Source organism: Streptomyces sp. NPDC047869, assembly GCF_040704065.1.
Classification (GTDB): Bacteria; Actinomycetota; Actinomycetes; order Streptomycetales; family Streptomycetaceae; genus Streptomyces.
Genome location: NZ_JBEYRK010000006.1, coordinates 125,108 through 151,537, shown reverse-complemented (window position 1 = coordinate 151,537; position 26,430 = coordinate 125,108). Strand labels below are relative to the sequence as shown.

General features: G+C 71.4%; 24 protein-coding genes. 18 read left to right on the top strand and 6 right to left on the bottom strand.

All coding sequences use genetic code 11. The annotated features are described in order from the left end of the window. The first annotated feature begins 5 nt into the window (after positions 1-5). The 7 genes from AB0924_RS10700 (at position 6) to AB0924_RS10670 (ending at position 10,053) form a co-directional block, all read left to right on the top strand. The gene (locus tag AB0924_RS10700; protein WP_366911167.1) at positions 6-1,376 is read left to right on the top strand and encodes a ubiquitin-like domain-containing protein; all 1,371 of its coding nucleotides are present in this window, start codon (positions 6-8) and stop codon (positions 1,374-1,376) included. 49 nt (positions 1,377-1,425) lie between these two features. After that, positions 1,426-2,331, top strand: a complete 906-nt coding sequence (gene rsmA / locus AB0924_RS10695) for a 16S rRNA (adenine(1518)-N(6)/adenine(1519)-N(6))-dimethyltransferase RsmA (RefSeq protein ID WP_358928774.1) — start codon at positions 1,426-1,428, stop codon at positions 2,329-2,331. Next, a complete protein-coding gene (locus AB0924_RS10690; protein WP_366911166.1) occupies positions 2,328-3,221 on the top strand; it encodes a 4-(cytidine 5'-diphospho)-2-C-methyl-D-erythritol kinase in 894 nt (297 codons plus the stop codon). Before rsmA ends, AB0924_RS10690 begins: the two co-directional genes overlap by 4 nt. A gap of 94 nt (positions 3,222-3,315) precedes the next feature. Beyond that, positions 3,316-5,124 (top strand): ABC-F family ATP-binding cassette domain-containing protein, encoded by a 1,809-nt coding sequence (locus AB0924_RS10685; protein ID WP_358928778.1) that lies wholly within the window; start codon positions 3,316-3,318, stop codon positions 5,122-5,124. 269 nt (positions 5,125-5,393) lie between these two features. Then, positions 5,394-7,154: a PQQ-binding-like beta-propeller repeat protein gene (locus AB0924_RS10680; protein WP_366911165.1), complete on the top strand. Its 1,761-nt coding sequence runs from the start codon at positions 5,394-5,396 to the stop codon at positions 7,152-7,154. A gap of 67 nt (positions 7,155-7,221) precedes the next feature. Further along, positions 7,222-9,138: a PQQ-binding-like beta-propeller repeat protein gene (locus AB0924_RS10675; RefSeq protein WP_366911164.1), complete on the top strand. Its 1,917-nt coding sequence runs from the start codon at positions 7,222-7,224 to the stop codon at positions 9,136-9,138. Between the two features lie 228 nt (positions 9,139-9,366). Further along, the gene (locus tag AB0924_RS10670) at positions 9,367-10,053 is read left to right on the top strand and encodes a response regulator transcription factor (RefSeq protein ID WP_358928784.1); all 687 of its coding nucleotides are present in this window, start codon (positions 9,367-9,369) and stop codon (positions 10,051-10,053) included. Between the two features lie 88 nt (positions 10,054-10,141). Here AB0924_RS10670 and AB0924_RS10665 read toward each other — a convergent pair whose 3' ends face one another. Both AB0924_RS10665 and AB0924_RS10660 read right to left on the bottom strand, forming a co-directional pair. Further along, positions 10,142-10,495, bottom strand: coding sequence for a hypothetical protein (locus AB0924_RS10665; RefSeq protein WP_358928786.1), 354 nt, complete (start codon positions 10,493-10,495; stop codon positions 10,142-10,144). 21 nt (positions 10,496-10,516) lie between these two features. Beyond that, positions 10,517-12,208, bottom strand: coding sequence for a sodium:solute symporter family protein (locus AB0924_RS10660; RefSeq protein WP_366911163.1), 1,692 nt, complete (start codon positions 12,206-12,208; stop codon positions 10,517-10,519). 179 nt (positions 12,209-12,387) lie between these two features. Between AB0924_RS10660 and galT the strand changes: the two genes are divergently transcribed. The 7 genes from galT to AB0924_RS10625 all read left to right on the top strand — a co-directional run bounded on the left by galT (position 12,388) and on the right by AB0924_RS10625 (position 18,019). Continuing rightward, positions 12,388-13,449, top strand: coding sequence for a galactose-1-phosphate uridylyltransferase (gene galT, locus AB0924_RS10655; protein ID WP_358929016.1), 1,062 nt, complete (start codon positions 12,388-12,390; stop codon positions 13,447-13,449). Further along, complete coding sequence (gene galE / locus AB0924_RS10650) at positions 13,446-14,408, top strand: UDP-glucose 4-epimerase GalE (protein ID WP_358928790.1); 963 nt, start codon at positions 13,446-13,448, stop codon at positions 14,406-14,408. The genes galT and galE overlap by 4 nt, the downstream gene beginning before the upstream one ends. Beyond that, the gene (gene galK / locus AB0924_RS10645; RefSeq protein ID WP_366911162.1) at positions 14,408-15,562 is read left to right on the top strand and encodes a galactokinase; all 1,155 of its coding nucleotides are present in this window, start codon (positions 14,408-14,410) and stop codon (positions 15,560-15,562) included. Before galE ends, galK begins: the two co-directional genes overlap by 1 nt. Positions 15,563-15,632: 70 nt before the next feature. Beyond that, positions 15,633-16,313 carry an adenosylcobinamide amidohydrolase gene (locus AB0924_RS10640; RefSeq protein ID WP_366911161.1) on the top strand — a complete coding sequence of 227 codons (681 nt, stop codon included), beginning with the start codon at positions 15,633-15,635 and terminating at the stop codon, positions 16,311-16,313. A 55-nt stretch (positions 16,314-16,368) separates the two neighbouring features. Continuing rightward, positions 16,369-16,971, top strand: a complete 603-nt coding sequence (locus AB0924_RS10635) for a Uma2 family endonuclease (RefSeq protein ID WP_358928796.1) — start codon at positions 16,369-16,371, stop codon at positions 16,969-16,971. 237 nt (positions 16,972-17,208) lie between these two features. Then, positions 17,209-17,379, top strand: coding sequence for a hypothetical protein (locus AB0924_RS10630; protein WP_366911160.1), 171 nt, complete (start codon positions 17,209-17,211; stop codon positions 17,377-17,379). Further along, positions 17,372-18,019: a hypothetical protein gene (locus AB0924_RS10625; protein WP_358928800.1), complete on the top strand. Its 648-nt coding sequence runs from the start codon at positions 17,372-17,374 to the stop codon at positions 18,017-18,019. Before AB0924_RS10630 ends, AB0924_RS10625 begins: the two co-directional genes overlap by 8 nt. 437 nt (positions 18,020-18,456) lie before the next feature. Here the strand turns inward: AB0924_RS10625 and AB0924_RS10620 are convergent, their stop codons facing one another. Next, positions 18,457-18,912, bottom strand: a complete 456-nt coding sequence (locus tag AB0924_RS10620; protein ID WP_358928804.1) for an N-acetyltransferase — start codon at positions 18,910-18,912, stop codon at positions 18,457-18,459. Positions 18,913-19,175: 263 nt separating this feature from the next. Between AB0924_RS10620 and AB0924_RS10615 the strand changes: the two genes are divergently transcribed. Further along, positions 19,176-19,943: a response regulator transcription factor gene (locus AB0924_RS10615; protein WP_358928806.1), complete on the top strand. Its 768-nt coding sequence runs from the start codon at positions 19,176-19,178 to the stop codon at positions 19,941-19,943. Here the strand turns inward: AB0924_RS10615 and tamR are convergent. Next, positions 19,902-20,399: a MarR family transcriptional regulator TamR gene (gene tamR, locus AB0924_RS10610; RefSeq protein WP_366911159.1), complete on the bottom strand. Its 498-nt coding sequence runs from the start codon at positions 20,397-20,399 to the stop codon at positions 19,902-19,904. The two genes, AB0924_RS10615 and tamR, sit on opposite strands and share 42 nt — an antisense overlap. An 89-nt stretch (positions 20,400-20,488) precedes the next feature. On the opposite strand from tamR, the gene AB0924_RS10605 reads away from it, so the two are divergent. Continuing rightward, the gene (locus AB0924_RS10605) at positions 20,489-21,304 is read left to right on the top strand and encodes a trans-aconitate 2-methyltransferase (protein ID WP_358928810.1); all 816 of its coding nucleotides are present in this window, start codon (positions 20,489-20,491) and stop codon (positions 21,302-21,304) included. A gap of 3 nt (positions 21,305-21,307) precedes the next feature. Continuing rightward, positions 21,308-21,679, top strand: a complete 372-nt coding sequence (locus tag AB0924_RS10600; protein ID WP_366911158.1) for a VOC family protein — start codon at positions 21,308-21,310, stop codon at positions 21,677-21,679. Here AB0924_RS10600 and AB0924_RS10595 read toward each other — a convergent pair. Both AB0924_RS10595 and AB0924_RS10590 read right to left on the bottom strand, forming a co-directional pair. Next, positions 21,676-22,353: a TetR/AcrR family transcriptional regulator gene (locus AB0924_RS10595; protein ID WP_358928813.1), complete on the bottom strand. Its 678-nt coding sequence runs from the start codon at positions 22,351-22,353 to the stop codon at positions 21,676-21,678. The genes AB0924_RS10600 and AB0924_RS10595 overlap by 4 nt on opposite strands. Next, the gene (locus tag AB0924_RS10590; RefSeq protein WP_366911157.1) at positions 22,350-23,357 is read right to left on the bottom strand and encodes a fatty acid desaturase; all 1,008 of its coding nucleotides are present in this window, start codon (positions 23,355-23,357) and stop codon (positions 22,350-22,352) included. Before AB0924_RS10590 ends, AB0924_RS10595 begins: the two co-directional genes overlap by 4 nt. A gap of 304 nt (positions 23,358-23,661) precedes the next feature. Between AB0924_RS10590 and ppc the strand changes: the two genes are divergently transcribed. Beyond that, entirely contained in the window at positions 23,662-26,394 is a 2,733-nt protein-coding gene (gene ppc, locus AB0924_RS10585) for a phosphoenolpyruvate carboxylase (RefSeq protein ID WP_358928815.1), read from the top strand. Positions 26,395-26,430: the final 36 nt, after the last annotated feature.

The following is a 26,430-nucleotide window of genomic DNA, read 5'->3' as shown; positions in this document are numbered from 1 at the left end:
TCGGCGTGAGCAGTTCGCAGCACGAGACGTACGGCCCCTACGGCCCTGACGTCTCCGTCCACACGGCGGAGACGCTGCCCTCCGGCGTGAACAAGGACACCTACCGGCCCGCCTACGAGGCCGAGGCGTACTTCGTCAGCGAGCCGCCGCCGTCCCGGACGCCGACCCTGCCCGTGACGGTGAGTGACGAGGCCGGAGCGGCGCGCCGGGAGCCCGAGGCGCCCGCGGCAGGCGGCCGGCGGGCCGCCCGCCGGCGCCGGAGGCGTTTCGGCGAGCGCTCGGACTCCGCGGTGCGTCGGCTGCTGCCGCAGGCACTGGTCGTCGCGTTCCTCGCCGGCGGCACCACCGCCTTCGTCGCCGAGGACAAGGCGGTCGAGCTGAGCGTCGACGGCCGGCAGCGCACCCTGCACACCTTCGCCGACGACGTCTCCGGGCTGCTCGCCGAGGAGGGCCTGCGGGTGGGCGGGCACGACATGATCGCGCCCGCCCCCGGCACCTCACTCGCCAGCGGCGACGAGGTCGCGGTGCGCTACGGGCGCCCGGTACGGCTCAGGCTGGACGGCCAGGAGCGCCAGGTGTGGACGACGTCCCCCACCGTGGAGGGGGCGCTGCGCGAGCTGGGGGTGCGGGCCGAGGGCGCGTATCTGTCGTCCTCGCGCTCCCGGAGCATCGGACGCGCCGGACTCGACCTGGACGTGCGCACCGAGCGCGCCGTCACGGTCATGGCGGACGGCCGCTCCCGCACCATCCGCACCAACGCGGCCACCGTCCGCGAGGCCGTCGAGGAGGCCGGCATCACCCTGCGCGGCCAGGACACCACCTCGGTCCCGCCCGACAGCTTCCCGCGCGACGGGCAGATTGTGACCGTGTTGCGGGTGCACGGCTTCCGCGAGGTGCGAGAGGAGCGGATCCCGTTCCACGTGAAGCGGGTGAAGGACCGTTCCCTCTTCAAGGGCACCGAGGTCGTCGAACGGCCCGGGCGGCCGGGCCTGCGGCAGGTCACCTACTACCTGCGCACCGTCAACGGCGTGCGGGAGAAGGCACGCCGGGAGTCCTCGGAGGTGCTGCGCCGGCCCCGCACCCAGGTGGTGAAGGTGGGCACCAAGGCCCGCCCGGCCTCCGGCCGGGGCGCCGACGGCCTGAACTGGCGCGCCCTCGCCGCCTGCGAGTCCGGCGGCCGGCCCAACGCGGTCGACCCCTCCGGCACGTACGGCGGGCTCTACCAGTTCGACACGAGCACCTGGCGCAGCCTCGGCGGCAGCGGGCGCCCGCAGGACGCGCCGGCGGCGGAGCAGACGAACCGCGCGAAGAAGCTGTACGTGCGCCGCGGCGCCAGCCCCTGGCCGCACTGCGGCCCACGGCTGCACCGCCGGTGAGGACGGGGAGCCGGGCGAGGGGGGCCCGGCGGCCCCGTACCCTTGTCGCGTGACCAGCCCCACCTCCGACTCCCTCCTCGGCCCCGCCGACATCCGCGAGCTCGCGGCCGCGCTCGGTGTCCGTCCCACCAAGCAGCGCGGCCAGAACTTCGTGATCGACGCCAACACGGTCCGCCGTATCGTCCGCACCGCCGGGGTCCGCCCCGACGACGTGGTCGTCGAGGTCGGCCCGGGGCTCGGCTCCCTCACCCTCGCGCTGCTGGAGGCCGCCGACCGGGTCACCGCCGTCGAGATCGACGACGTGCTCGCCGCGGCCCTCCCCGCGACCATCGCCGCCCGCATGCCGGAGCGCGCCGACCGGTTCGCCCTCGTCCACTCCGACGCCATGCACGTCACCGAGCTGCCCGGTCCCGCCCCGACGGCTCTGGTTGCGAACCTGCCGTACAACGTGGCCGTCCCCGTGCTGCTGCACATGCTCGACACCTTCCCCGGCATCGAGCGGACCCTGGTGATGGTGCAGGCCGAGGTCGCCGACCGGCTGGCCGCCGCGCCCGGCTCCAAGGTGTACGGCGTGCCCTCCGTGAAGGCCAACTGGTACGCCGAGGTCAAGCGGGCCGGTGCCATCGGGCGCAACGTCTTCTGGCCCGCGCCGAACGTCGACAGCGGACTGGTGTCGCTGGTCCGGCGGACCGAGCCGATCAGGACGACGGCTTCCAAGAAGGAGGTCTTCGCGGTCGTCGACGCGGCTTTCGCGCAGCGCCGCAAGACCCTGCGGGCCGCACTCGCCGGCTGGGCGGGCTCCGCGGCGGCCGCCGAGGCCGCCCTGGTCGCGGCCGGGGTCTCGCCGCGGGCGCGGGGCGAGTCGCTGACGGTGGAGGAGTTCGCGCGGATCGCCGAGGCCGCGCCGGCGCGGGGGACGGCCCCCACGGCCCCGAACGAGGAGTCCGGCAAGTGAGCGTCACCGTCCGCGTCCCCGCGAAGGTCAACGTCCAGCTCGGGGTCGGCGCCGCCCGCCCCGACGGATTCCACGACCTCGCCAACGTCTTCCTCGCGGTCGGCCTGTACGACGAGGTCACCGTCACCCCGGCCGACGAGCTCCGCGTCACCTGCGAGGGGCCGGACGCCGACCAGGTCCCGCTGGACCGCACCAACCTCGCCGCGCGCGCGGCGGTCGCGCTCGCCGGGCGCCGGGGCATCGAGCCGGCCGTGCACATCCACATCGCCAAGGACATCCCGGTCGCCGGCGGCATGGCGGGCGGCAGCGCGGACGGCGCGGGCGCGCTGCTCGCCTGCAACACGCTGTGGGGCACGGGCGCCTCGCGCGCCGAGCTGCTCGCGATCTGCGCCGAGCTGGGCAGCGACGTGCCGTTCAGCCTGGTCGGGGGCGCCGCCCTCGGCACCGGGCGCGGCGAACGGCTGACGGTCCTGGAGACCGGCGGCACCTTCCACTGGGTGTTCGCGATGGCCGGGCGGGGGCTGTCGACGCCGGCGGTGTTCCGCGAGTTCGACCGGCTGGCGGAAGGACGCGAGGTCCCGGAGCCGGTGGCCAGGCCGGAGCTGCTGGAGGCACTGGCCAAGGGCGACACCGAGGCCCTGGCCGCCTCGCTCACCAACGACCTCCAGCCGGCCGCCCTGTCGCTCTGCCCGGAGCTGGCCGACACCCTGCGGGCAGGCAGCGGCGCCGGCGCACTGGCCACGCTGGTCTCCGGCTCGGGCCCGACGACGGCGTTCCTCACCCGCGACGCCGACTCCGCGCAGCAGGTCGCCGAGGCCCTGCGCGCGTCCGGCACGTGCCGGACGGTACGGACGGCGGCGGGACCGGTGCCCGGGGCGACGGTGCTCTGAGACAGGCCGCCGCCACCATCCCCGCAGGCCCTAGGCTAGAAGGCTGACGGGCGGCGCAGCCGCATGTCGTCACCGTCCCGCGCACAGGAGTGAAATGGCCGTCAACCTGGTCAATGTCGAGAACGTCAGCAAGGTGTACGGCACCCGTGCCCTGCTGGACGGCGTCTCGCTCGGTGTGTCCGAAGGGGACCGGATCGGGGTCGTCGGGCGCAACGGCGACGGCAAGACCACCCTCATCCGGATGCTGGCCAAGGTGGAGGAGGCCGACTCCGGACGCGTGACCCACTCCGGCGGGCTGCGGCTCGGGGTGCTCACCCAGCACGACTCCCTCGACCCGGCCGCCACCGTCCGCCACGAGGTCATCGGCGACATGGCCGACCACGAGTGGGCCGGCAACGCCAAGGTGCGGGACGTGCTGACCGGGCTGTTCGGCGGGCTCGACCTGCCGGGCTTCCCCAAGGGGCTGGACACCGTCATCGGGCCGCTCTCCGGTGGCGAGCGGCGCCGCATCGCGCTCGCCAAGCTGCTCATCGAGGAACAGGACCTCCTCGTCCTCGACGAGCCCACCAACCACCTCGACGTCGAGGGCATCGCCTGGCTCGCCCGGCACCTGCGCGAGCGGCGCTCGGCGCTGGTCTGCGTCACCCACGACCGCTGGTTCCTGGACCAGGTCTGCACCCGCATGTGGGACGTGCAGCGCGGCGACGTGTACGAGTACGAGGGCGGCTACTCCGACTACGTCTTCGCGCGCGCGGAGCGCGAGCGGATCGCCGCCACCGAGGAGGTCAAGCGGCAGAACCTGATCCGCAAGGAGCTGGCCTGGCTCCGTCGCGGAGCGCCCGCCCGCACCTCCAAGCCGCGCTTCCGCGTGGAGGCCGCCAACGAGCTGATCGCGGACGTGCCGCCGCCCCGGGACAGCAGCGAACTGATGAAGTTCGCCTCCTCGCGGCTGGGCAGGACCGTCTTCGACCTCGAGGACATCACCGTGCAGGCCGGCCCCAAGGTGCTGCTCAAGCACGTCACCTGGCAGCTCGGCCCCGGTGACCGCATCGGCCTGGTCGGCGTCAACGGCGCCGGCAAGACCTCGCTGCTGCGGGCCATGGCGGAGGCCGCGCGCACCGAGGGCGAGACCCAGCCCGCCGGCGGGCGCATCGCCGTCGGCCGGACCGTCAAGCTCGCCTACCTCTCCCAGGAGGTCGACGAACTCGACCCCACCTGGCGGGTCCTGGAGGCGGTGCAGCGGGTCCGTGAGCGCGTCGACCTCGGCAAGGGGCGCGAGATGACCGCGGGTCAGCTCTGCGAGACCTTCGGCTTCGGCAAGGAGAAGCAGTGGACGCCGGTCGGGGATCTGTCGGGCGGTGAGCGCAGGCGTCTTCAGCTGCTGCGCCTGCTGATGGACGAGCCCAACGTCCTCTTCCTCGACGAGCCCACCAACGACCTCGACATCGAGACCCTCACCCAGCTCGAGGACGTCCTCGACGGCTGGCCCGGCTCGATGGTCGTCATCTCCCACGACCGGTTCTTCGTCGAGCGCACCACGGACCGGGTGTTCGCGCTCCTCGGCGACGGCGCCCTGCGGATGCTGCCGCGCGGTATCGACGAGTACCTGGAACGGCGCCTGCGCATGGAGGAGGCGGTCGCCGCCCAGGCCGCCGCCGCGGCGCCCAAGCCGGCCGCGCAGGAGAAGAGCGCCGCCGACCAGCGCGCCGCCAAGAAGGAACTCCAGAAGATCGAGCGCCAGTTGGACAAGGTCTCCGAGAAGGAGTCCAAGCTGCACGCGCGGATCGCCGAGCACGCCACCGACTTCGCCAAGGTCGCCGAACTGGACGCCCAGTTGCGCGACCTGGCGGGCGAGCGCGAGGAACTGGAGCTGCGCTGGCTGGAACTGGCCGACGACGCGTAACCCGCGGGCAGGCGCACCTCTTCGGCGCGCGCGGCGTGAAAGCGCCGCGCGCGCCGCTGTCGCGTGCGCCGCGTGAAGAGGGCGTGAAGGCGCGTAACGGCGGCATCACAGCCCGGTCCTCCCTTGGGAACAGGCGCGGATCCAGGCCCCTGAGCGGTCGGTGCCGGGTGATAGAAAGAGCCGTCTGAGAACCGTATGAGTACGACCTGGGTCCGCGAGCGAACCTCGGGGCGTGGCTAAAAATCAGTGAACGAGGGGGAAGAGCGCTGATGACTCAGCCGCCCAACCAACCGCCGCAGGGCGGCTTCGGAGCACCGCAGGACCAGCCGCCGCAGGACGGTGGATTCGGCGCCCCGCAGTCACCGCCCCCGCCACCGGCCCAGCCGCCGCAGGCACCGGCCCAGCCTCCTCAGCCCCAGCCCGGCTACGGCTACCCCCAGCAGCCCGGCCCCTACGCCCAGCCTGGCCCCTACGGAGCGCCGCCGCCCGGCACCCCCGGCCCCTACGGGCAGCCCCAGCAGCCCGGCTACGGCTACCCGCAGCAGCCGCCCCAGTACCCCGGTGCCCCCGGCGGTGCACCCTACGGCGGTCCGCAGCCGCCCGCCGGCAAGAAGAAGACCGCGCTGATCGTCGGCGCCGCCGTGGCCGCACTGCTGGTCATCGGCGGCACCGTCTACGTCGTCACCAGCGGCGGTGACGACGGCGAGAAGAAGCCGGTCGCCCAGCAGAGCGACGACGGCAAGAAGGGCGCCTCCGACGCCCCGGTCAACCCCGGCGACGGCAGCGGTGACGGCGGCGCGGACCCGGAGAACCTCAACGAGGGCCGCAAGCCCGGCGAGGCGAAGGTGCTCTGGTACAAGACGGCACCCGACGCCCCCGGCTCCGGCGCCGACGCGCCCGGGATGTGGATCACGGACAAGACCGCGGTGAAGGCGGCGTACAAGCAGCTCTTCGCCTACAACGTCGGTGACGGCAACCCCACCTGGGACCCGATCGCCTTCCCGCAGAAGATCTGCTCGGTCACCCCGCAGAAGTCGGCCGACGACAAGATCGTCGTTGCCTACATGAGCGGCGTCAGCGACCGCGCCAAGTGCAACCAGCTCCAGCAGGTCGACCTGGCCACCGGCAAGAAGGGCTGGAGCACCGAGGTCGCCGACGGCGCGCTGTTCGACAGCGCGCTCAGCGTCGAGCTGAGCGTCAGCGACAAGACGCTGATGGTGGGCCGCTCGCAGTCGGGCACGGCGTACGACCTCGACAGCGGCAAGAAGCTGTACGACAAGAAGAAGTACGGCGACGCCTGCTTCCCGACCGCGTTCGCGGGCGGCACGGGCCGACTGGTCCAGGTGGCCTCCTGCAACGCCGGCGGCAGCAACGCCCACGAGGAGATCCAGGAGCTCGACCCGGCCACCGGCAAGGTCAGGTGGACGCAGCCGGTCAAGAAGGGCTGGCGGGTCGCGCGGACGTACTCGCTGGACCCGCTCGTGGTCTATCTGACCAACGAGAGCAAGAAGGCCTGGAACATCTCCACCTTCACCAAGGACGGCAAGTTCCGCTCCGAGGTCAAGGTCAACGAGAAGTTCGCCCCGCAGTGCGGCTGGGCGATCCTCGAACGGGACCTGCAGGGCTGCCAGGGCGTCGCCGTCGACTCCGACACGCTCTACCTGCCCACCAGTGCCACCAGCGGCGCCAACGAGATCGTCGCCATCGGCCTGGCCGACGGCAAGGAGAAGTGGCGCGTGAAGTCGCCGGAGGACGAGTCGATGTCCCCGCTGACGGTGGAGAACGGCAAGCTCATCGCCTACGTGGGCCCGACCTACGACGCTGGCGGCCAGATCGTGTCCGTCCCCACCACCGGCGGTTCGCACCCGACGGCCAAGCTGCTGCAGAACCCGGCGGGCACGGCCCAGATCGAGAACGGCTTCTACAACGGTGCCGTGAGCTGGACCGACGGGCGCTTCTACATCTCCACCACCCGGCTCTCCGGCAACGACGACTCGAAGGAGAAGCTGATGATGGCCTTCGGCAAGTGAGTCCCGGCCCTTCTCCCACCGTCCCCTCGCCGCCAGGCCCCGACAGCTTCACCGAGGTACCCCCGTCATGACCCAGCCGCCCCCGCCGCCGCCGAACCAGCCCCCGCAGCAGGGTGGTTTCGGTCCACCCCAGGACCAGCCGCCCGCCAGCCCGGAGGCCCCGGCCAACCCAGAGACTCCGGCCACCCCGGCGACCCCTGCTGCCCCGCAGGGTCCCGCGACACCGCCGGCACCCCAGACGCCGCCCAGCCTGCAGAAGGGACCGGAGCCCGGCTACGGCTACCCGCAGCAGCCCCCGGCACCCCAGGTCCCGCAGCCGCCCCAGCCCCAGCCGGGCTACGGTTACCCGCAGGCCCCGCAGCCGGGTTACGGCTTTCCTCAGGCACCCCAGCCGCCCCAGCCGCAGCCCGGCTACGGCTACCCCGGCGCCCAGCCGAACCCGTACGCGCAGCCGGCCCAGCCCATGGGCCCGTACGCCCAGCAGCCGGGTTACGGCTACCCGGGCGGACCCACCGTGCCGATGCCGGCGCAGCCCGGGCAGCCCGGCGGCGGCCGGAACAACACCGCCCTCGTCATCATCGTCGCCGCGGTCGTCGCCATCGCGCTGATCGTCGGCGGCGGCATCTGGTACGCCAAGTCCTCCGGCGGCGACGGCAAGAAGGACGAGACCGCCAGCTCCAGCGGCGGCACGAACGGCAAGGACGACACCACCGGCGGCACGTCCTCCGGCGGCGAGGAGAAGGTGCCGTCGGACCCCGCGTCCAAGGTGCTCTTCCAGGTCGACATGCCCCAGACGAAGGACACCGTCGTCACCTCGGGCTCCTGGCTGACCGACTCGGTGTACGCCAAGAGCGGCGTCGCCGAGATCGTCGGCTACAACCCCGCCGCGGGCACGAAGATGTGGACCATCAAGCTGCCCGGCCCGGTGTGCACGGCCAGTAAGTACGTCACCGAGGACAACAAGACCGCGGTCGTCTTCCAGCCGAAGATGCCCAAGAAGGGCTCCAGCGAGGGCTGCAGCCAGGTCGCCGCCATCGACCTCGACAAGGGCACCAAGCTCTGGACCAAGACGGTCAAGAACGGTGACTACACGGCCAACCTGCAGAACGTGACGGTCTCCCAGCACACCGTCGCGGTCGGCAGCAGCAACGGCGGTGCCGCGTTCGACATCGGCACCGGCAAGGTGCTCTGGCAGCCCAAGCCGGAGGACACCTGCGAGGACGCCGGGTACGGCGGCGGCCCCAGGCTGGTCGCGGTGCGCAAGTGCGGCAGCTACGGCGAGCGCCAGCTCCACATCCAGACCATCGACCCGACGTCCGGGAAGGTCATCTCCGACTACAGGATGACCGCGGGCATCGAGTACGCCGGCATCGTCTCCACCGACCCGCTGGTGGTGGCCGCCGACGTCGGTGACAGCGCCGACGACGGCAGCGGCATCTCGGACTATTTCTCCATCGACAACAAGTCCGGCAAGCTGCTCACCCGGATCTCCGCGCCCTCCGACACCTATGCCGGCCGCTGCGACAGCATCACCCGCGTCGAGGACTGCCGGGAGGTCGTCGCCGGCAACGGCAGGCTGTACGTGCCGACCGAGGAGCACGACGGCGACGGCGACTACAGCAAGACCAACGAGATCGTCGTCTTCGACCTGGCCACCGGCAAGCAGACCGGCCAGCGCGCCGAGGCCGGCGACGGCTACACGCTCTCCCCGCTGCGCATGGACGGTGGCAACCTGATCGCCTACAAGCACCCGCCGTACAACAAGGGCGGCCAGGTCGTCACCCTCGGCGGCCCGTCGTTCAAGGCGACCACGCTGCTGGAGAACCCGTCCACCGAGAGCGTGCGGCGGGCCGAGACCACGATGCTGCCGGAGTACGCGGAGATCCGGTACGGGCACGGCCGGCTCTACATGTCGGCCGTGTACGCGCACAAGTCCACGTACGGCAAGGAGTACCTGCTGCTCGCGTTCGGCGCGGGCGGCTGACCGTCCGCCCCGGCGCGCACGGGCGCCGGGGCGAATGCGAGGGATTACCAGGGAGTGCCCCGGATTTCACTATCCGGGGCACTTCTCCTGCGTAGGGGCAGCGCGACGTCGAACAAGCGTGTAGCTTCCGGGGGCATGAAGGGCGGGGTGCCGGGGGGCCCTCTGTCGTGGTGGACCGGTGGGCGTCCATAGTGGGGCATCCATGGGGGAGGGCTGGGGGGTTGCTCTATGGGAGTGCGGCTCATGGTCGTCGACGACCATCGCCTGCTCGCGGAGGCGCTGGCGTCGGCACTGAAGCTGCGCGGGCACCGGGTGCTCGCGGCGGCGGCGCCGGCCGCGGGCGCGGCGGATCTGGTGATCTCGCGGGCGCCCGAGGTGTGCCTGCTGGGCACGGCGGCGCCGGCCGAGCCGGGGGCCTTCGATCCGGTGGCGAAGATCAAGCGGGAGCGGCCGCAGGTGGCGGTCCTGGTGCTGGGCCCGGTGCCGTCACCGCGGGGCATCGCGGCCGCGTTCGCGGCTGGGGCCTCCGGTTACGTACGGCACGACGAGCGCATCGAGGGCGTCGAGCGGGCGATCATGAAGGCGCGGGCGGGCGAGGCGGCGGTGGCGCCGCAGCTCCTGCAAGGGGCCTTCGGTGAGCTGCTGAACCCGGCGGCCCAGCCGGACGACGAGGGGCAGCGCCTGCTGGACATGCTGACGCCCCGCGAGGTGGAGGTGCTGGTCCGGGTCGCCGACGGGGAGGACACCCGGGTGATCGCGGCCGGCATGGGCATCGCGCCGAGCACCGCGCGCACGCACGTCCAGCGGGTACTGATGAAGCTGGGCGTGGGCTCCCGCCTGGAGGCGGCGGCCCTGGCCGCCCGCACCGGCCTGCTGGACCGGGCGGGCCCGTACATGGATGTCGGCCCCGCTTAGGCACCCGGTGCATGGGCGAAGTTCGTCTCCCAGGGGCACGTGGGGACGGCGCGACCAGTCCCCACGCGCCCGCGGCCGGGTACGGCGATTACGCCGTCTCCTTCTCCTCCCGCAGACCCTCCGGGGGAAGCGGCGGCGGAGTGGGCCGCAGCTTCAGCCAGGCCAGGAAGAAGATGCCCAGCACCAGCATGCCGATCCCGGTCCACAGGTTGATGTTGACGCCCTGGGCCTTGTCGATGGCGGACTGCGAATCGGTGATGCCGACGATCGTGACGATGACCCCGTAGAGGACGAACAGGCCGCCGATGATGCGGCGCAGGTCGAAGATGCGGGCGGCGGTCGCCGACTTGGTCTCGAGGTCGGCGACGTCACGCGAGAGGTCGTCCTCGGTGTAGTGGTGGTGCCGGCCGGGGTGGTCGGGCTGTCCAGGCTGTTCGCTCATGATTTCCTCGGTCCTCCCGCGTCAGAACGAGAACGGGATGTAGCAGGCGGCGGCGATCACGACCGCGCCCCAGCCCAGCAGGGCCGGCTTGCGGTACCAGGCGTCGTCACCCGGGGCGGGCGGCTCGGCCATGCCGGGGGAGCGGGTGCCGTAGACCAGGCCCTGCAGCTCCTGCGCCGGCTTCGGCTTGGTGAACAGGGACACGGCGAACATGACGATCGCACCGGCGACGAAGCCCGCGATGGCGGAGACGAAGTTCGCGCCCTGGTCGGAGGGAAGGGAGATGACGCCCTTCTTGTAGAAGACGAAGTAGTTGACCATCGCGGTCACGGTGCCGGCGAGCAGCCCCCAGAAGCCGGACTTGGCGGACGCGCGCTTCCAGAACATGCCGACGATGAAGACGACGAACATCGGCACGTTGAAGAAGGAGAACAGCGTCTGCAGGTACGACATGATGTTGGAGAACGAGGACGCCAGGAACGCCGTGCCGATGGAGGCGCAGACACCGACGACGGTGATCAGGCGGCCGAAGCGGACGTAGTACTCGTCCTCACGGCCCGGCACCACGTACTTCTCCCAGATGTCGGTGGTGAACACCGTGTTGAACGACGACACGTTCGCCGCCATGCCCGCCATGAAGGCGGCCAGCAGACCGGTGACCGCGATGCCGAGCACGCCGTTGGGCAGCAGCTCCTGCATCAGGTAGGGGATGGCGTCGTTGTACTGGTAGCCGGAGCCGGAGGCGCCGAAGTTCGGGACGATCGCGGCGGCGACCAGGCCCGGGATCATCACCAGGAAGACGATGAAGATCTTCGGGTAGGCGGCGATCAGCGGCGTCCGCTGAGCGGCCGAGAGGTTCTTCGCGGACAGGGCGCGCTGCACCTCGGCGAAGTTGGTGGTCCAGTAGCCGAAGGACAGCACGAAGCCGAGGCCGAGCACGATGGTCAGCCAGTTGGCGCCCAACGGGTTGGCGCTGCCGATGCCGGTGCCGCCCCAGGCGGTGGTGAAGTTCTGCCCGTGCGTGGCGGTGAGCTTGTCGGTCAGGCCGCCCCAGCCGCCGACCTTCTTGAGGCCGAGGACGGTGATCGGGATGAGGGCGGCCAGGATCACGAAGAACTGGAGCACCTCGTTGTAGATCGCCGAGGACAGGCCGCCGAGCGTGATGTACGCGAGCACGAAGGCGCCGGCGACCACGATGGCGACCCACTGCGGCCAGCCGAGCAGGGCCTCCACCACGATCGCGAGGGCGTAGAGGTTGACACCCGCGATCAGGATGGCGGCGAAGGCGAACAGGATCGAACTGAGCAGGTGGGCGGCCCGGTCGAAGCGCAGCAGCAGGAACTCGGGGACCGAGCGGACCTTGCTGCCGTAGTAGAAGGGCATCATCACCAGGCCCAGGAAGACCATGGCGGGGATGGCGCCGATCCAGTACCAGTGCACGGTGTAGGCGCCGTACTGGGCGCTGTTGGCGGCCATGCCCAGGATCTCGGTGGCCGCCAGGTTCGCCGAGATGAAGGCGAGGCCGGTGATCCAGGCGGGCAGCGAGCGTCCGGAGAGGAAGAAGTCGAGGCTGGTCTTGACGGACCGGCGGGCCGCGAAGCCGATGCCGAGAACGACGATGAAGTAGATCGCCAGGATCGAGTAGTCCAGCCAGTTGGTGGGGAGCCGTAGCTCCGCCGCCAGATAGGTCGGGGCGTATGTGGGGGTTTGCATGAGAACTCGCTTCGTCGCGCGAACTGATCCAGAGCGGAACCTACGCCTCTGTGTTCAGCAATTGAACACTTCCGATGGTGTTCTTTGTTTGATTGTGATCGTACGAGGTGCTGTCGGGTTGTGATCTGTTATGTTTGATTGTGTTGAGTGATTGGGTCCGGGACGAGAAGGAGTCCGGCGTGAAGAAGACCTCGACCCGGCTGGCCGACGGTCGTGAGCTGATCTACTACGACCTCCGGGACGACACCGTGCGGGATGCCGCCGACCGCCGCCCGCTGGACGCCACGGTCACCACCTCCGAGATCCGTCGCGACCCGCTGCTCGGCGACTCGGTCGCCGTCGCCTCGCACCGCCAGGGCCGCACCTACCATCCGCCGGCCGACCAGTGCCCCCTGTGCCCGACCCGGGGCGAGCGGCTCAGCGAGATCCCCGACTCCTCGTACGACGTGGTCGTCTTCGAGAACCGCTTCCCCTCGCTCGCCGGCGACTCCGGCCGCTGCGAGGTGGTCTGCTTCACCTCTGACCACGACGCCTCCTTCGCCGGCCTCACCGAGGACCAGGCGCGGCTGGTCCTGGACGCCTGGACGGACCGCACCTCCGAGCTGTCGCATCTGCCCTCCGTCGAGCAGGTGTTCTGTTTCGAGAACCGGGGTGCCGAGATCGGCGTGACCCTTCAGCACCCGCACGGACAGATCTACGCCTACCCCTTCACCACGCCCCGCACCGCGCTGATGCTCCGCTCGCTCGCCGCCCACAAGGAGGCCACCGGCGGACAGAACCTGTTCGACGACGTCCTGGCCCGGGAACTCGCCGGCGAGCGGGTCGTCCTTGAGGGTGAACACTGGGCGGCCTTCGTGCCCTACGCGGCGCACTGGCCGTACGAGGTCCACCTGTACCCCAAGCGGCGCGTGCCCGATCTGCTCGCCCTCGACGAGGCGGCACGCACAGAATTCCCCCAGATCTATCTGGAACTCTTGAAGCGCTTCGACCGTATCTTCGGCGAGGGTGAGCCTCCGACGCCCTACATCGCGGCCTGGCACCAGGCCCCGTTCGGCACGCTGGAGGAGTTCGACGGCGTGACGCGGGACGACTTCGCGCTGCACCTCGAGCTTTTCACCATCCGCCGCACTTCCGGCAAGCTGAAGTTTCTCGCGGGTTCCGAGTCCGGCATGAACGTGTTCATCAACGACGTGCCGCCGGAAGCCGCGGCCGAGCGACTGCGAGAGGTAGCGAGTTCATGAAGTACCTGGTGACGGGTGGGGCGGGGTACGTCGGCAGTGTCGTGGCCCAGCACCTGCTGGAGGCCGGCCACGAGGTCACCGTCCTCGACAACCTCTCCACCGGCTTCCGCGAGGGCGTGCCCGCCGGTGCCGCGTTCGTCGAGGGCGACATCCGGGACGCCGCGAAGTGGCTCGACCCCTCCTACGAAGGCGTGCTGCACTTCGCCGCCTCCTCGCAGGTCGGCGAGTCGGTGGTGAAGCCGGAGAAGTACTGGGACAACAACGTCGCCGGCAGCCTGGCCCTGCTCGGCGCGATGCGCGAGGCGGGCGTCCGCAAGCTGGTCTTCTCCTCCACGGCGGCCACCTACGGCGAGCCGGAGCAGGTCCCGATCGTGGAGACCGCCCCGACGAGGCCGACCAACCCCTACGGCGCCACCAAGCTCGCCGTCGACCACATGATCACCAGCGAGGCGAACGCCCACGGCCTGGCCGCGGTGTCCCTGCGGTACTTCAACGTGGCCGGCGCCTACGGCACCCACGGCGAACGCCACGACCCCGAGTCGCACCTGATCCCGCTGGTCCTCCAGGTCGCCCAGGGCCGCCGCGAGGCGATCTCCGTCTACGGCGACGACTACCCGACCCCGGACGGCACCTGCGTCCGCGACTACATCCACGTCGCGGACCTCGCCGAGGCCCATCTGCTGGCCCTCGGCGCCGCCCGGCCGGGCGAGCACCTGATCTGCAACCTCGGCAACGGCAGCGGCTTCTCCGTCCGCGAGGTCGTCGAGACCGTCCGCAAGGTCACCGGACACCCGATCCCCGAGGTCGTCGCGCCGCGCCGCGGCGGCGACCCGGCGGTCCTGGTGGCCGCCGCGGACACGGCCCGCGAGAAGCTGGGCTGGAACCCGTCCCGCGCGGACCTCGCGGGGATCGTCGCGGACGCCTGGGAGTTCGCACAGCACATCTCGAGGGAGCGGTAGTGGGGGCAGAGCAGGTCACCGGGCGTTTCACCGAGCTGTACGGCGCCGCCCCGGAAGGGGTGTGGGCGGCACCCGGCCGGGTCAACCTCATCGGCGAGCACACCGACTACAACGACGGCTTCGTGATGCCGTTCGCCCTGCCGCACCAGGCCACGGCCGCGGTCTCCCGTCGCACCGACGGCGTGCTGCGCCTGCACTCCGCGGACATCGGGGGCGAGGCCGTCGAGCTGACGCTGGACGCGCTCGCACCGCAGAGCGACAAGGAGTGGACGGCGTACCCGGCGGGTGTCGTCTGGGCGCTGCGCGAGGCCGGCCACCCGGTCACCGGCGCCGACATCCACCTCGCCTCGACGGTCCCCACCGGCGCCGGCCTGTCCTCCTCCGCCGCCCTGGAGGTCGTCGTCGCCCTGGCCCTGAACGACCTGTACGACCTGGGCCTGCAGCGCTGGCAGCTGGCCCGCCTGTGCCAGCGCGCCGAGAACGTGTACGTCGGCGCGCCCACCGGGATCATGGACCAGACGGCCTCGGCCTGCTGCGAGCAGGGCCACGCCCTGTTCCTCGACACCCGCGACCTGTCCCAGCGGCAGATCCCCTTCGACCTGGCCGCCGAGGGCCTGCGCCTGCTGGTGGTCGACACCCAGGTCAAGCACGCCCACAGCGGCGGCGAGTACGGCAAGCGCCGGGCCGGCTGCGAGAAGGGCGCCGCCCTGCTCGGCCTCGACGCCCTGCGCGACATCCCCTACGGCGACCTGGACTCCGCCCTCGCCCGCCTCGGTGACGACGAGGAGGTGATCCGCCTGGTCCGGCACGTGGTGACCGAGGACGAGCGGGTCGAGCGGACCGTCGGTCTGCTGCGCGCCGGCGAGACCCGCGCCATCGGCCCGGTCCTCACTGAGGGCCACACCTCCCTGCGCGACGACTTCCGCATCTCCTGCCCGGAGTTGGACCTGGTCGTCGACACGGCCCTGACCGTGGGCGCCCTGGGCGCCCGGATGACCGGCGGCGGCTTCGGCGGCTCCGCGATCGTCCTGGCGGAGGCGGCGGACGTGGTCACGGTGACGAAGGCGGTGCAGGAGGCCTTCGCCGCGGCCGGCTTCACGGCCCCGCGGGTCTTCGAGGCGGTGCCTTCGCCGGGGGCGCGCCGGCTGGGCTGACGGCCGGGCGGGGCGGCGGGACCGGCCCGGATGCGATCGGCCGGTTCTCACCCCAAGGAGCGAAGTACCGGTGACCGCCGTCCTCCCCCCGTCCAGCACGACCACCGGACCGCGCACCGTGCGGCTGCTGACCCGCTTCGAGGACGGTGAGCGGCTGCACGCGCTGCTCTGGGGGGCGGGTCCGGGGTGGCGGATGATCAGCAGCGCCGTGCTCGGCGGTGGCATCGGGGAGCGCGGCTGGGTCCTCAACGCCCAGGTGGCGCACGGCTACCGGCGTACCGACCCGGACCGGCACCTGGCCGAGCTGGCCGCCGCGGCGGGCGCGGCCGGACCGGGCGTCGGGCTGATGACGGCGGCCGACGTCTCCCGTCACGGCCGTGCGGAGGACGGTGGCGCGGAAGCGGTCGTCACGGCCGGCATCAGCGTGCGCGGCTGGGCCGCGACCCCGGCGGAGGGCACCGCGCTGCCCGCGCAGCCGGGCACCATCAACATCGTCGCCGTCCTCCCCGTGGCGCTGACCGACGCCGCCCTGGTCAACGCGGTCGCGACCGCCACCGAAGCCAAGGTCCAGGCCCTGCTCGACGCCGGCAACGACTGCTCCGGCACCCCCACGGACGCCATCTGCGTGGCCTCCCGCACCCCCGCCCCCGGCGAGGACCCCCACCCCTTCGCCGGCCCCCGCTTCCTGTGGGGAGCCCGCCTGGCCCGGGCTGTGCACCGGGCGGTGGGCGAGGCCGTGACACCCGGGTGACGCCGACGGCAGCCGCCGGCCGGCACCGGCGTTCATACTGAAGCCGGGAGGACCCATGACTCAGCAGACCCTGTACCGGCAGTTGCGGGACCGCCGTGATCGCATGACTCCGCCGCCGGGCTTCGCCTGGCCCGAGATCAGTGACGGACAGCTCGTGATGATGATGAGCCCGCGGCCTCGCCACCAGTACACGGCGAAGCTGATTTCCCGGCAGCTCGACGAGCAGCTTCCCGAGGGCTTCTTCGCATTCGAGGCGACCGATACCGACGATGAGGCGCTCGGCAAGCTGCGCATCCCGGATATCCTCGTGTGCCCCAGTGAGGCCATGCAGACCGACGATCCGCTCGATCCCCGTGAAATCATCCTGGCCATCGAGATCGTCTCGCCGTCGAACCCGGGAAACGACTACGAGAACAAGACGCGTGACTACCCGGCCATGGGTATCCCCCACTATCTGATCATCGACCCCCGTGACGGGACGTGGACCTACCAGTGGGAGATCGGCCGCAACGACGGCCGCCCCGCCTACGAGAACCGGCTGCACCTCCCGTACGGCGATCCGGTCACCGTTTCCACAGACCTCGGCACCTGGACGATCGACACCACCGGACTTCCCCGATACAGCGCCAAGGACATGGGGCTGCCGCAGGAGCCGTAGCGGCTGACTCTCGGCCACCGGCACTCAGCACTGAAGGGCGCGGCCGCGCCCCGCAGTTGGGTCCCGGTAATGTGCACGGCTGTCGCACCATCTGGCAGTGCGCAGAAAAAACGGGGAGACCGCACATGGCGTGGGAGGAGTGGGAGCAGCTGAGGGCCCAGGCGGCCGATCGGAGAAGGACTGCAACGACGCCTTGAAGGCCAAGGGGGACTTCGCCAAGAACTGGGTCTGTTCGCGATGCGGAACTCGGTCGGTCAGCAGACGATCTGGTCGGTCGACGACGCCCTGGCCCGCCATCACGTGAATCTGCCGAAGGACGAGATTGACGACTCGGTGGGGCAGGCCGTCAACGACGGTTGGAAAGACGCCGACTACTACCTGAACCGTTCGAAGGTGAAGTATGGCTGAGAGAGGTTCTGGCCGCTGGTGGAAGACCCACTCCATAAGAGGGTTCTTCGCGGCCACGGTGATCCTCGTGCTGGTGTGCGGCGGTCTCTTCGTGTTCTTCGTGAAGGGGCTGTACCTGCTCCCGGACAAGGTGTGCGAAGGCTCGGTCCAGCGGGACGTCGTCATCCGGACCCTTCCGCGGGCGCGGGCGGCGGACGAATGGTCGGATCACCGCGGCAGGGGGACCGACTTCATGTTCGGCTGCCGTGTCTCCACCAGCGGTGACTCGATCCTGTCGGGGAGCGTGAACCTGCGGGAGTCGTCGAAGGACGACTGGGAGCGGGGCTACGGCAGTGACGGGGGCACCCGCGTCGTGCGGACCTCGGCGGGCCGCGTGGCGGGGCTGGCACAGCTCGACGACGACGGCGGCGTCGCCTCCGTGTACGTGCCCTGCGAGCCGAAGGACGCGGAGGAGACGTCCGGGCCCCGTGCCCTGGTGGCGGAGGCCGGTGTGACCGGGAAGAGCAGGGCCTCGGGAGCGGCCCGGCGCCAGGACCTGACCGACTTCGCCTATCAACTCACCCGACATGCCTACGCGCTGGCCGGGTGCAAAGGGCCGAGCGACTTTCCCAAGCGGCTGCCGCGCTATGGGGACCACTGATGGACGATGACGAGATCCGGTCGCGCCTCGACGGGCGGGGGCGGGTCGAGACCAGTGGTGGGGCGTCCGTGCAGGAGCGGGCCGAGCCGATCGCGTACGCGCTGGGCTACGAGCTGATCCGCGCCGAGCGGACCCGGGGCCCCGGCCGCGTGTTCGGCCTTCCGGCTCCCGTCACCGTGCGTCTGACGACGATCCCCGGACCCGGCGTCGGGCCGAGCGGACCATCGAGCGGTTGCGGGCCGGTGGGCCGGTGCTGGCGGACGAGGAACCGCCGCCGCCTCCGCCCGGTCCGCCACCGCCCCTCGTTCACCTGCCGCCCGCGCCCCGGCCCCGGCGCTCGATGGAGCCGCAGCCGCCTCCGCCGGTGAGGCCGCCCCGGCCGCGGATCCCGCCCCGCCCGGCGTATCCGCCTCCGCCGCCCCCGCGGTGATCCGGCGTCAGGCGAGCCGTTTCGTCAGGGTGTACTCCGTGAGGCCCGGGGGATAGTCGGGGATCACGCACACCACGTCGTAACCCTGCTTCCGGTAGAAGCCGGGGGCCTGGAAGTCCCAGGTCTCCAGGCGGGCGGTGGCGCAGGCGCGGTCGGTGCGGGCGATGTGTTCGGCGCGGGACAGCAGGCGGGAGCCGAGGCCCGCGCCGCGGTGGCGGGTGTCGACCCACAGGTAGGTGACGTGCAGCCAGGTCGCCCAGGTGTGGCCGACCAGGCCGGCGGCCAGGTCCCCCGATTCGTCCAGCGCCCACACGTGCAGCGGGACCTCGCGTTCGCCGGGCGTGCCCCGCAGGGCCGAAAGGACCGGGGACGCCGCCGTGTTGGTGTCCCGCAGCCGGGAGCGGAGCAGATCACGTCGGCCTCTGTCGACTTCCGCCTCAATACGAAACATGCGGCACACCATAAACGTGCCGGACGGCCAGTTCTGCAAATCGACTTCCGCCGCGTGCCCGCATCCGTACTCTGTGGAGCAGCGCCGGTGGGGGCCGGTGCTGATCAGGGGGCGAGACAGACGGGTACGGCGCCCGTGGTGGGGGTAGCAGTGTCCGCAACGGCGGCGGCCGTGCGGTCGGCGTCTCTCACCGCGGGTGTCGGATCCGAGCGGGTCGTCGTTCTCCGGACCTTGGTTATCCCCTGCTCCACGCGGAGCCCGGGGAAGGGGGCTTCGTGGTTCGCATCCGAGTGCTGGTCGTCGACGACCACCGTATTTTCGCCGAGTCGCTCGCGGCCGCGCTGGCCGCCGAGCCCGACGTCGACGTCTTCGCCGCGGGCAGCGGCCCGGCAGCGCTGCGCTGTCTGGAGCGCGCGGCCGCCGAGGGCCGCCGTTACGACGTCCTCCTCGTGGACGCCGATCTGGGCGGCGCGCTGCCCGGCGTGCGCCCGGCCGTGCCCGTGCACGACGGCGACGAGGAGGGGCTGGTCGACGGGATCTCGCTGGTCGCGGGCGTGCGCTCGGCGCAGCCCGGGGTGCGGACGGTGGTCCTCGCCGAGAAGGACGATCCCCGGCGGGCCGCCCTCGCCCTGCAGGCCGGCGCCTCCGGCTGGGTCGCGAAGGACTGCTCGCTGTCCCGGCTGCTGACGGTGATCCGGGGTGTGCTGCGCGACGAGACGCATCTGCCGCCCGCCCTGCTCACCGGCGTCCTCAAGGAACTGACGGCCGCCCGCAAGCACCGCACCGAGAGCGAGCGGCTGGTGGAGTCGCTGACCCCGAGGGAACGGGAAGTGCTGCGGTGCATGGTCGCGGGGCTCGGCCGCAAGGCCGTGGCCGAGCGGCTCTTCCTCTCCCCGCACACCGTGCGCACCCACATGCAGAACGTCCTCGGCAAGCTGGGCGTCCACTCGACGCTCGCCGCCGTCGCCCTCGCCCGCAGGGCGGGAGTGGGGCCGGCCGAACTAACCGGGGATGTTGTCGAACGGGGCGGTCAACTGGCGTAGCAGGCTGGCGAGTTCGGCGCGCTGCGCGCGGGAGAGTTCGGCGAGGATCGCCCGCTCCTGCTCCAGCAGGCCCGCCAGTGCCTGGTCCGCGCGGTCCCGGCCGGTGTCGGTCAGCCGGACCAGCACGCCCCGCCGGTCGCTCGGGTCGGGCAGCCGCTCCACCAGGCCCTTCTTGGCGAGCCGGTCGATCCGGTTGGTCATCGTGCCCGAGGTGACCAGGGTCTGTGTCAGCAGTTGCCCGGGCGAGAGCTGGTAGGGGGTTCCCGCGCGCCGCAGCGCGGTCAGCACGTCGAACTCCCAGGGCTCAAGCTGATGTTCGGCGAAAGCGAGCCGGCGCGCGCGGTCCAGGTGCCGGGCCAGCCGGCTCACCCGGCTGAGTACCTCGAGCGGCTCCACGTCGAGGTCCGGGCGCTCCCGGCGCCACGCTCCGACCAGCCGATCGACCTCGTCCTCCATGGAGATCAGTGTAGTGGTTGTGTCGACATGAAGTCTCTTGATGTCGAGTCTCTTGACATCAAGACAATTCTCTCGGGAGAGTGAACGGCATGACGACACCCACCTGGGATCCCGCCCAGTACCTCCGTCACGCCGGCCACCGCGCCCGCCCCTTCGCCGACCTCCTCGCCCGCGTCCCGGACCTCCCCTCCCACCGGCCCCGCATCGCCGACCTCGGCTGCGGCCCCGGCAACGTCACCGCCCTGCTCGCCGGACGCTGGCCCACGGCCCACATCACCGGCTACGACAACTCGCCCGAGATGCTCGACAAGGCGCACGCCGACCACGAGGGCCCCACGACCGGCGGCGGCCGGCTCGACTTCGCCCCCGCCGACGTCCGCACCTGGACGCCGGGGGAGCCGTACGACCTGATCGTCTCCAACGCCACCCTGCACTGGGTGCCGGGCCACGCCGACCGCTTCGCCGACTGGATCGCGGGCCTCGCGCCGGGCGGCACCTTCGCCTTCCAGGTCCCCGACAACATCGACGCCCCGCTGCACGCCCTGATGCGCGAACTCGCCGCCACCCCGCGCTGGAAGCCCCTCCTCGGCGACGTCCTGCGCCCCGAGGACTCCGTGCACACCCCCGGCGCCTACCTGGACCGCCTAGCCCGCCTCGGCTGCGCGACCGACGTCTGGCAGACGACGTACCTCCACGTCCTGACCGGCGAGGACCCCGTCCTCGACTGGGTCAAGGGCACCGGCCTGCGCCCCGCCCTGACCGCACTCGCCGACGACCCCGAGGCCCGCGACGCCTTCGTCACCGAGTACCGCGACCTGCTCCGCGCGGCCTACCCGAGCGCCCCGTACGGCACGGTCCTGCCCTTCCGCCGGCTGTTCGCGGTCGCCGTGAAGAAGGGGGAGTGAGACATGCTCGCCGCGCTCGACCACGTCCAGCTCGCCATCCCGCCCGGCTCCGAGGACACCATGCGGGCCTACTACGCCGACGTCCTCGGCATGACGGAGATCCCCAAGCCGCCGGTGCTCGCCGCGCGCGGCGGCTGCTGGTTCCGGGCGGGGCCGGTCCACCTGCACCTGGGCGCCGAGGAGGACTTCCGGCCTGCCGGGCAGGCCCACCCGGGACTGCGGGTCACCGGCATCGAGGCCTACGCGGCCCGGCTCACCGCCCACGGAGCGCCGGTCACCTGGGACGACGACCTGCCGGGCCACCGGCGCTTCTTCTCCGCGGACCCGGCCGGCAACCGACTGGAGTTCCCGGAGCCCACGCCGGACACCGTCTAGGCCTTCCGGTGCCCTATCAGCCGCGGCTTCTGCTCCAGGCCGTCCAGCCCGTGCCAGGCCAGGTTCACCAGGTGCGCCGCGACCTCCGCCTTCTTCGGGCGGCGCACGTCCAGCCACCACTGGCCGGTCAGCGCGACCATGCCGACCAGCGCCTGGGCGTACAGCGGGGCCAGCTTCGGATCGAAGCCGCGGGACTTGAACTCGCGCCCCAGGATGTCCTCCACCTGGGTGGCGATGTCCGAGATGAGGGAGGCGAAGGACCCCGTGGACTGGGGGATCGGGGAGTCGCGGACCAGGATGCGGAAGCCGTCCGTGTACTCCTCGATGTAGTCCAGGAGCGCGAAGGCCGCCTGCTCGCACAGCTCACGCGGATGCCCGGCGGTCAGCGAGCCGGTCACCATGTCCAGCAGCCGCCGCATCTCGCGGTCGACCACCACCGCGTACAGCCCCTCCTTGCCGCCGAAGTGCTCGTACACCACCGGCTTGGACACCCCGGCCTTCGCCGCGATCTCCTCCACCGACGTGCCCTCGAAACCCTTCGCCGCGAAAAGGGTGCGACCGATCTCCAGGAGCTGCTGGCGGCGCTCGGCACCGGTCATACGGGTCCGGCGGGTCCGCCGCTGCTTGTCGTTGCCCGGAGTGCTGCTGGAGTCGGTCGCCACGGCGTCAATCATGCCGCCTCGGCCGCTTCCTTCCGGAGCCGGGAGTCTCCTTCACCGTCGTTGCGCCGCGAATCGATACGCGAGCGTGACGGCCAGCGCACGTCGTACGCCCAGCCGAGCAGTTCGAACCAGCGGATGAACCGCGCGGAGGAGTCGATCTGGCCGCGCATCACCCCGTGCCGCGCCGACGTCGGGTCGGCGTGGTGCAGGTTGTGCCAGGACTCCCCGCACGACAGCACCGCCAGCCACCACACGTTGCCCGAACGGTCCCGCGACTTGAACGGCCGCTTGCCCACCGCGTGGCAGATCGAGTTGATCGACCACGTCACATGGTGCAACAGCGCCACCCGGACGAGTGAACCCCAGAAGAACGCGGTGAAGGCGCCCCACCAGGACATCGTCACCAGCCCGCCGACCAGCGGCGGAAGCGCCAGGGACACGACCGTCCACAGCACGAACTGGCGGGAGATCGACCGGAGCGCCGGGTCCTTGATCAGATCCGGCGCGTACTTCTCCTGCGGGGTCTGCTCCTCGTCGAACATCCAGGCGATGTGCGCCCACCACAGGCCCTTGATCAACGCCGGGACCGTCTCCCCGAACCGCCACGGCGAGTGCGGGTCGCCCTCGGCGTCGGAGAACTTGTGGTGCTTGCGGTGGTCGGCCACCCAGCGCACCAGCGGCCCCTCGACCGCCAGCGACCCCATGATCGCCAGCGCGATCCGCAGGGGCCGCTTCGCCTTGAACGAGCCATGGGTGAAGTACCGGTGGAAACCGATCGTGATGCCGTGGCACCCCAGGAAGTAGAAGAACACCAGCAGGCCCATGTCGAGCCAGCTCACCCCCCAGCCCCAGGCCAGCGGCACGGCCGCCACCAGTGCCAGGAACGGCACCGTGATGAACAGGAGCAGCGTGATCTGTTCGATCGAACGCTTCTGCTCGCCGCCCAGCGTGGCGGAGGAGATGGAGGTGTCGTTGGCCTTGCGGGCTTCGTCGATCACATCGGAACTTGAGGTCATGCGCGTCCCCTGTGGGGTCTAGGGTCGTGGCAGATGCCGGGCCGCCGGAACCGGCGGGATATGGAGCGACCTTCCCTACGGTCCCGTAACCTACGGCGTCGTAAGTATGGCAGCGTGCTGTTCGGCGGCAAGAGCCCAAGAGCCTGCGCGTCCGAGTGGACACCTATCCTTGTAGTCGGTCGGACAGCGCGGTCCGCTCTGATTCCTTCCCGGACCCCTCGGCCCGTATGCGGCACCCGCCGCGCGGTGGACGGACGTCCGGGTTCCCTCCAGACGAGCTTCAACACTGCAAGGAGCCGCACCTGTGAGCAGTGCCGACGACCAGACCACCACGACCAGCAGCGAGCTGCGCGCCGACATCCGCCGGCTGGGTGACCTCCTGGGCGAGACCCTCGTGCGTCAGGAAGGCCCCGAACTCCTCGACCTGGTCGAAAAGGTCCGCCGCCTCACCCGGGAGGACGGCGAAGCCGCCGCCGAGCTGCTGCGCGGTACCGAACTGGAGACCGCCGCCAAGCTGGTTCGAGCCTTCTCCACCTACTTCCACCTCGCCAACGTCACCGAGCAGGTCCACCGCGGCCGCGAGCTGCGCGCCCGCCGCGCGGCCGAGGGCGGCCTCCTCACCCGCACCGCTGACCGCCTCAAGGACGCCGACCCCGAACACCTGCGGCAGACCGTCGAGCACCTCAACGTCCGCCCCGTGTTCACCGCGCACCCCACCGAGGCCGCGCGCCGGTCCGTCCTCAACAAGCTCCGGCGCGTCGCCGCGCTCCTGGACACCCCCGTCCTCGACTCCGACCGCCGCCGCCACGACATCCGCCTCGCCGAGAACATCGACCTCGTCTGGCAGACCGACGAACTGCGCGTCGTCCGCCCCGAACCCGCCGACGAGGCCCGCAACGCCATCTACTACCTCGACGAACTGCACGCCGACGCCGTCGGTGACGTCCTCGAGGACCTCACCGCCGAACTCGAGCGGGTCGGCGTCAAGCTGCCCGACACCACCCGCCCCCTCACCTTCGGCACCTGGATCGGCGGCGACCGCGACGGCAACCCCAACGTCACCCCCCAGGTGACCTGGGACGTCCTCATCCTCCAGCACGAGCACGGCATCAACGACGCCCTGGAGATGATCGACGAACTGCGCGGCCTGCTCTCCAACTCCATCCGCTACGCCGGAGCCACCGAGGAGCTGCTGGAGTCCCTGAACAGCGACCTCGAACAACTGCCCGAGATCAGCCCCCGCTACAAGCGCCTCAACGCCGAGGAGCCCTACCGGCTCAAGGCCACCTGCATCCGGCAGAAGCTGGAGAACACCAAGCAGCGCCTCGCAGGCGGCACCCCCCACCAGGACGGCCGCGACTACCTCGGCACCGGCGAACTCCTCGCCGACCTCCGCATCATCCAGACCTCCCTGCGCGAGCACCGCGGCGCCCTCTTCGCGGACGGCCGCCTCGCCCGCACCATCCGCACCCTCGCCGCCTTCGGCCTCCAGCTCGCCACCATGGACGTCCGCGAACACGCCGACGCCCACCACCACGCCCTCGGCCAGCTCTTCGACCGCCTCGGCGAGGAGTCCTGGCGCTACGCCGACATGCCCCGCGACTACCGGGCCCGGCTCCTCGCCAAGGAACTGCGCTCCCGCAGGCCCCTCGCCCCCACCCCGGCCCCCGTCGACGCCGCCGGCGCCAAGACCCTCGGCGTCTTCCAGACCGTCAAGAAGGCCCTGGAGGTCTTCGGACCCGAGGTCATCGAGTCCTACATCATCTCCATGTGCCAGGGCGCCGACGACGTCTTCGCCGCCGCCGTCCTCGCCCGCGAGGCCGGCCTCGTCGACCTCCACGCCGGCTGGGCCAGGATCGGCATCGTCCCCCTGCTGGAGACCACCGACGAACTGCGCGCCGCCGACACCATCCTCGAGGACATGCTCTCCGACCCGTCCTACCGGCGCCTGGTCGCGCTGCGCGGCGACGTCCAGGAGGTCATGCTCGGCTACTCCGACTCCTCCAAGTTCGGCGGCATCACCACCAGCCAGTGGGAGATCCACCGCGCCCAGCGCCGGCTGCGCGACGTCGCCCACCGCTACGGCGTGCGGCTGCGCCTCTTCCACGGCCGCGGCGGCACCGTCGGCCGCGGCGGCGGCCCCTCCCACGACGCCATCCTCGCCCAGCCCTGGGGCACCCTCGAGGGCGAGATCAAGGTCACCGAACAGGGCGAGGTCATCTCCGACAAGTACCTCATCCCCTCCCTCGCCCGCGAGAACCTGGAACTGACCGTCGCGGCCACCCTGCAGGCCTCCGCCCTGCACACCGCGCCCCGCCAGTCCGACGAGGCCCTCGCCCGCTGGGACGCCGCCATGGACGTCGTCTCCGACGCCGCCCACGCCGCCTACCGCGAACTCGTCGAGGACCCCGACCTGCCGACGTACTTCCTCGCCTCCACGCCGGTCGACCAGCTCGCCGACCTGCACCTGGGCTCGCGGCCCTCCCGCCGCCCCGGCTCGGGCGTCTCGCTCGACGGACTGCGCGCCATCCCGTGGGTCTTCGGCTGGACCCAGTCCCGCCAGATCGTCCCCGGCTGGTTCGGCGTCGGCTCCGGTCTCAAGGCCCTGCGCGAGGCCGGTCTCGACACCGTCCTGGACGAGATGCACGAGCAGTGGCACTTCTTCCGCAACTTCATCTCCAACGTGGAGATGACCCTCGCCAAGACCGACCTGCGGATCGCCCAGCACTACGTCGACACCCTCGTCCCCGACGAGCTCAAGCACGTGTTCGACACCATCAAGGCCGAACACGAGCTGACCGTCCGCGAGGTCCTCAAGATCACCGGCGAGGACGAACTCCTCGACGCCGCCCCCGTCCTCAAGCAGACCTTCGCCATCCGCGACGCCTACCTCGACCCGATCTCCTACCTCCAGGTCGCTCTGCTCAAGCGCCACCGCGACGCGGCCGCCGCCGGCGCCACCGCCGACCCGCTGCTCGGCCGCGCCCTGCTCCTCACCGTCAACGGCGTGGCGGCGGGCCTGCGCAACACCGGCTGACAGCCCCGCCGCACACACGGGTGCCCCCGCGGTCGC

Excerpts from the sequence above, each read along its gene's own strand:
- AB0924_RS10635 (WP_358928796.1), top strand. The coding sequence starts at position 16,369 with ATGACTCAGCAGACCCTGTACCGGCAGTTGCGGGACCGCCGTGATCGC.
- AB0924_RS10670 (WP_358928784.1), top strand. The coding sequence starts at position 9,367 with ATGGGAGTGCGGCTCATGGTCGTCGACGACCATCGCCTGCTCGCGGAG.
- AB0924_RS10680 (WP_366911165.1), top strand. The coding sequence starts at position 5,394 with ATGACTCAGCCGCCCAACCAACCGCCGCAGGGCGGCTTCGGAGCACCG.
- AB0924_RS10625 (WP_358928800.1), top strand. The coding sequence starts at position 17,372 with ATGGCTGAGAGAGGTTCTGGCCGCTGGTGGAAGACCCACTCCATAAGA.
- AB0924_RS10675 (WP_366911164.1), top strand. The coding sequence starts at position 7,222 with ATGACCCAGCCGCCCCCGCCGCCGCCGAACCAGCCCCCGCAGCAGGGT.
- AB0924_RS10595 (WP_358928813.1), bottom strand. The coding sequence starts at position 22,353 with ATGATTGACGCCGTGGCGACCGACTCCAGCAGCACTCCGGGCAACGAC.
- AB0924_RS10685 (WP_358928778.1), top strand. The coding sequence starts at position 3,316 with ATGGCCGTCAACCTGGTCAATGTCGAGAACGTCAGCAAGGTGTACGGC.
- AB0924_RS10600 (WP_366911158.1), top strand. The coding sequence starts at position 21,308 with ATGCTCGCCGCGCTCGACCACGTCCAGCTCGCCATCCCGCCCGGCTCC.
- AB0924_RS10605 (WP_358928810.1), top strand. The coding sequence starts at position 20,489 with ATGACGACACCCACCTGGGATCCCGCCCAGTACCTCCGTCACGCCGGC.
- AB0924_RS10620 (WP_358928804.1), bottom strand. The coding sequence starts at position 18,912 with ATGGTGTGCCGCATGTTTCGTATTGAGGCGGAAGTCGACAGAGGCCGA.
- AB0924_RS10660 (WP_366911163.1), bottom strand. The coding sequence starts at position 12,208 with ATGCAAACCCCCACATACGCCCCGACCTATCTGGCGGCGGAGCTACGG.
- AB0924_RS10665 (WP_358928786.1), bottom strand. The coding sequence starts at position 10,495 with ATGAGCGAACAGCCTGGACAGCCCGACCACCCCGGCCGGCACCACCAC.
- AB0924_RS10590 (WP_366911157.1), bottom strand. The coding sequence starts at position 23,357 with ATGACCTCAAGTTCCGATGTGATCGACGAAGCCCGCAAGGCCAACGAC.
- galE (WP_358928790.1), top strand. The coding sequence starts at position 13,446 with ATGAAGTACCTGGTGACGGGTGGGGCGGGGTACGTCGGCAGTGTCGTG.
- AB0924_RS10630 (WP_366911160.1), top strand. The coding sequence starts at position 17,209 with ATGCGGAACTCGGTCGGTCAGCAGACGATCTGGTCGGTCGACGACGCC.
- tamR (WP_366911159.1), bottom strand. The coding sequence starts at position 20,399 with ATGGAGGACGAGGTCGATCGGCTGGTCGGAGCGTGGCGCCGGGAGCGC.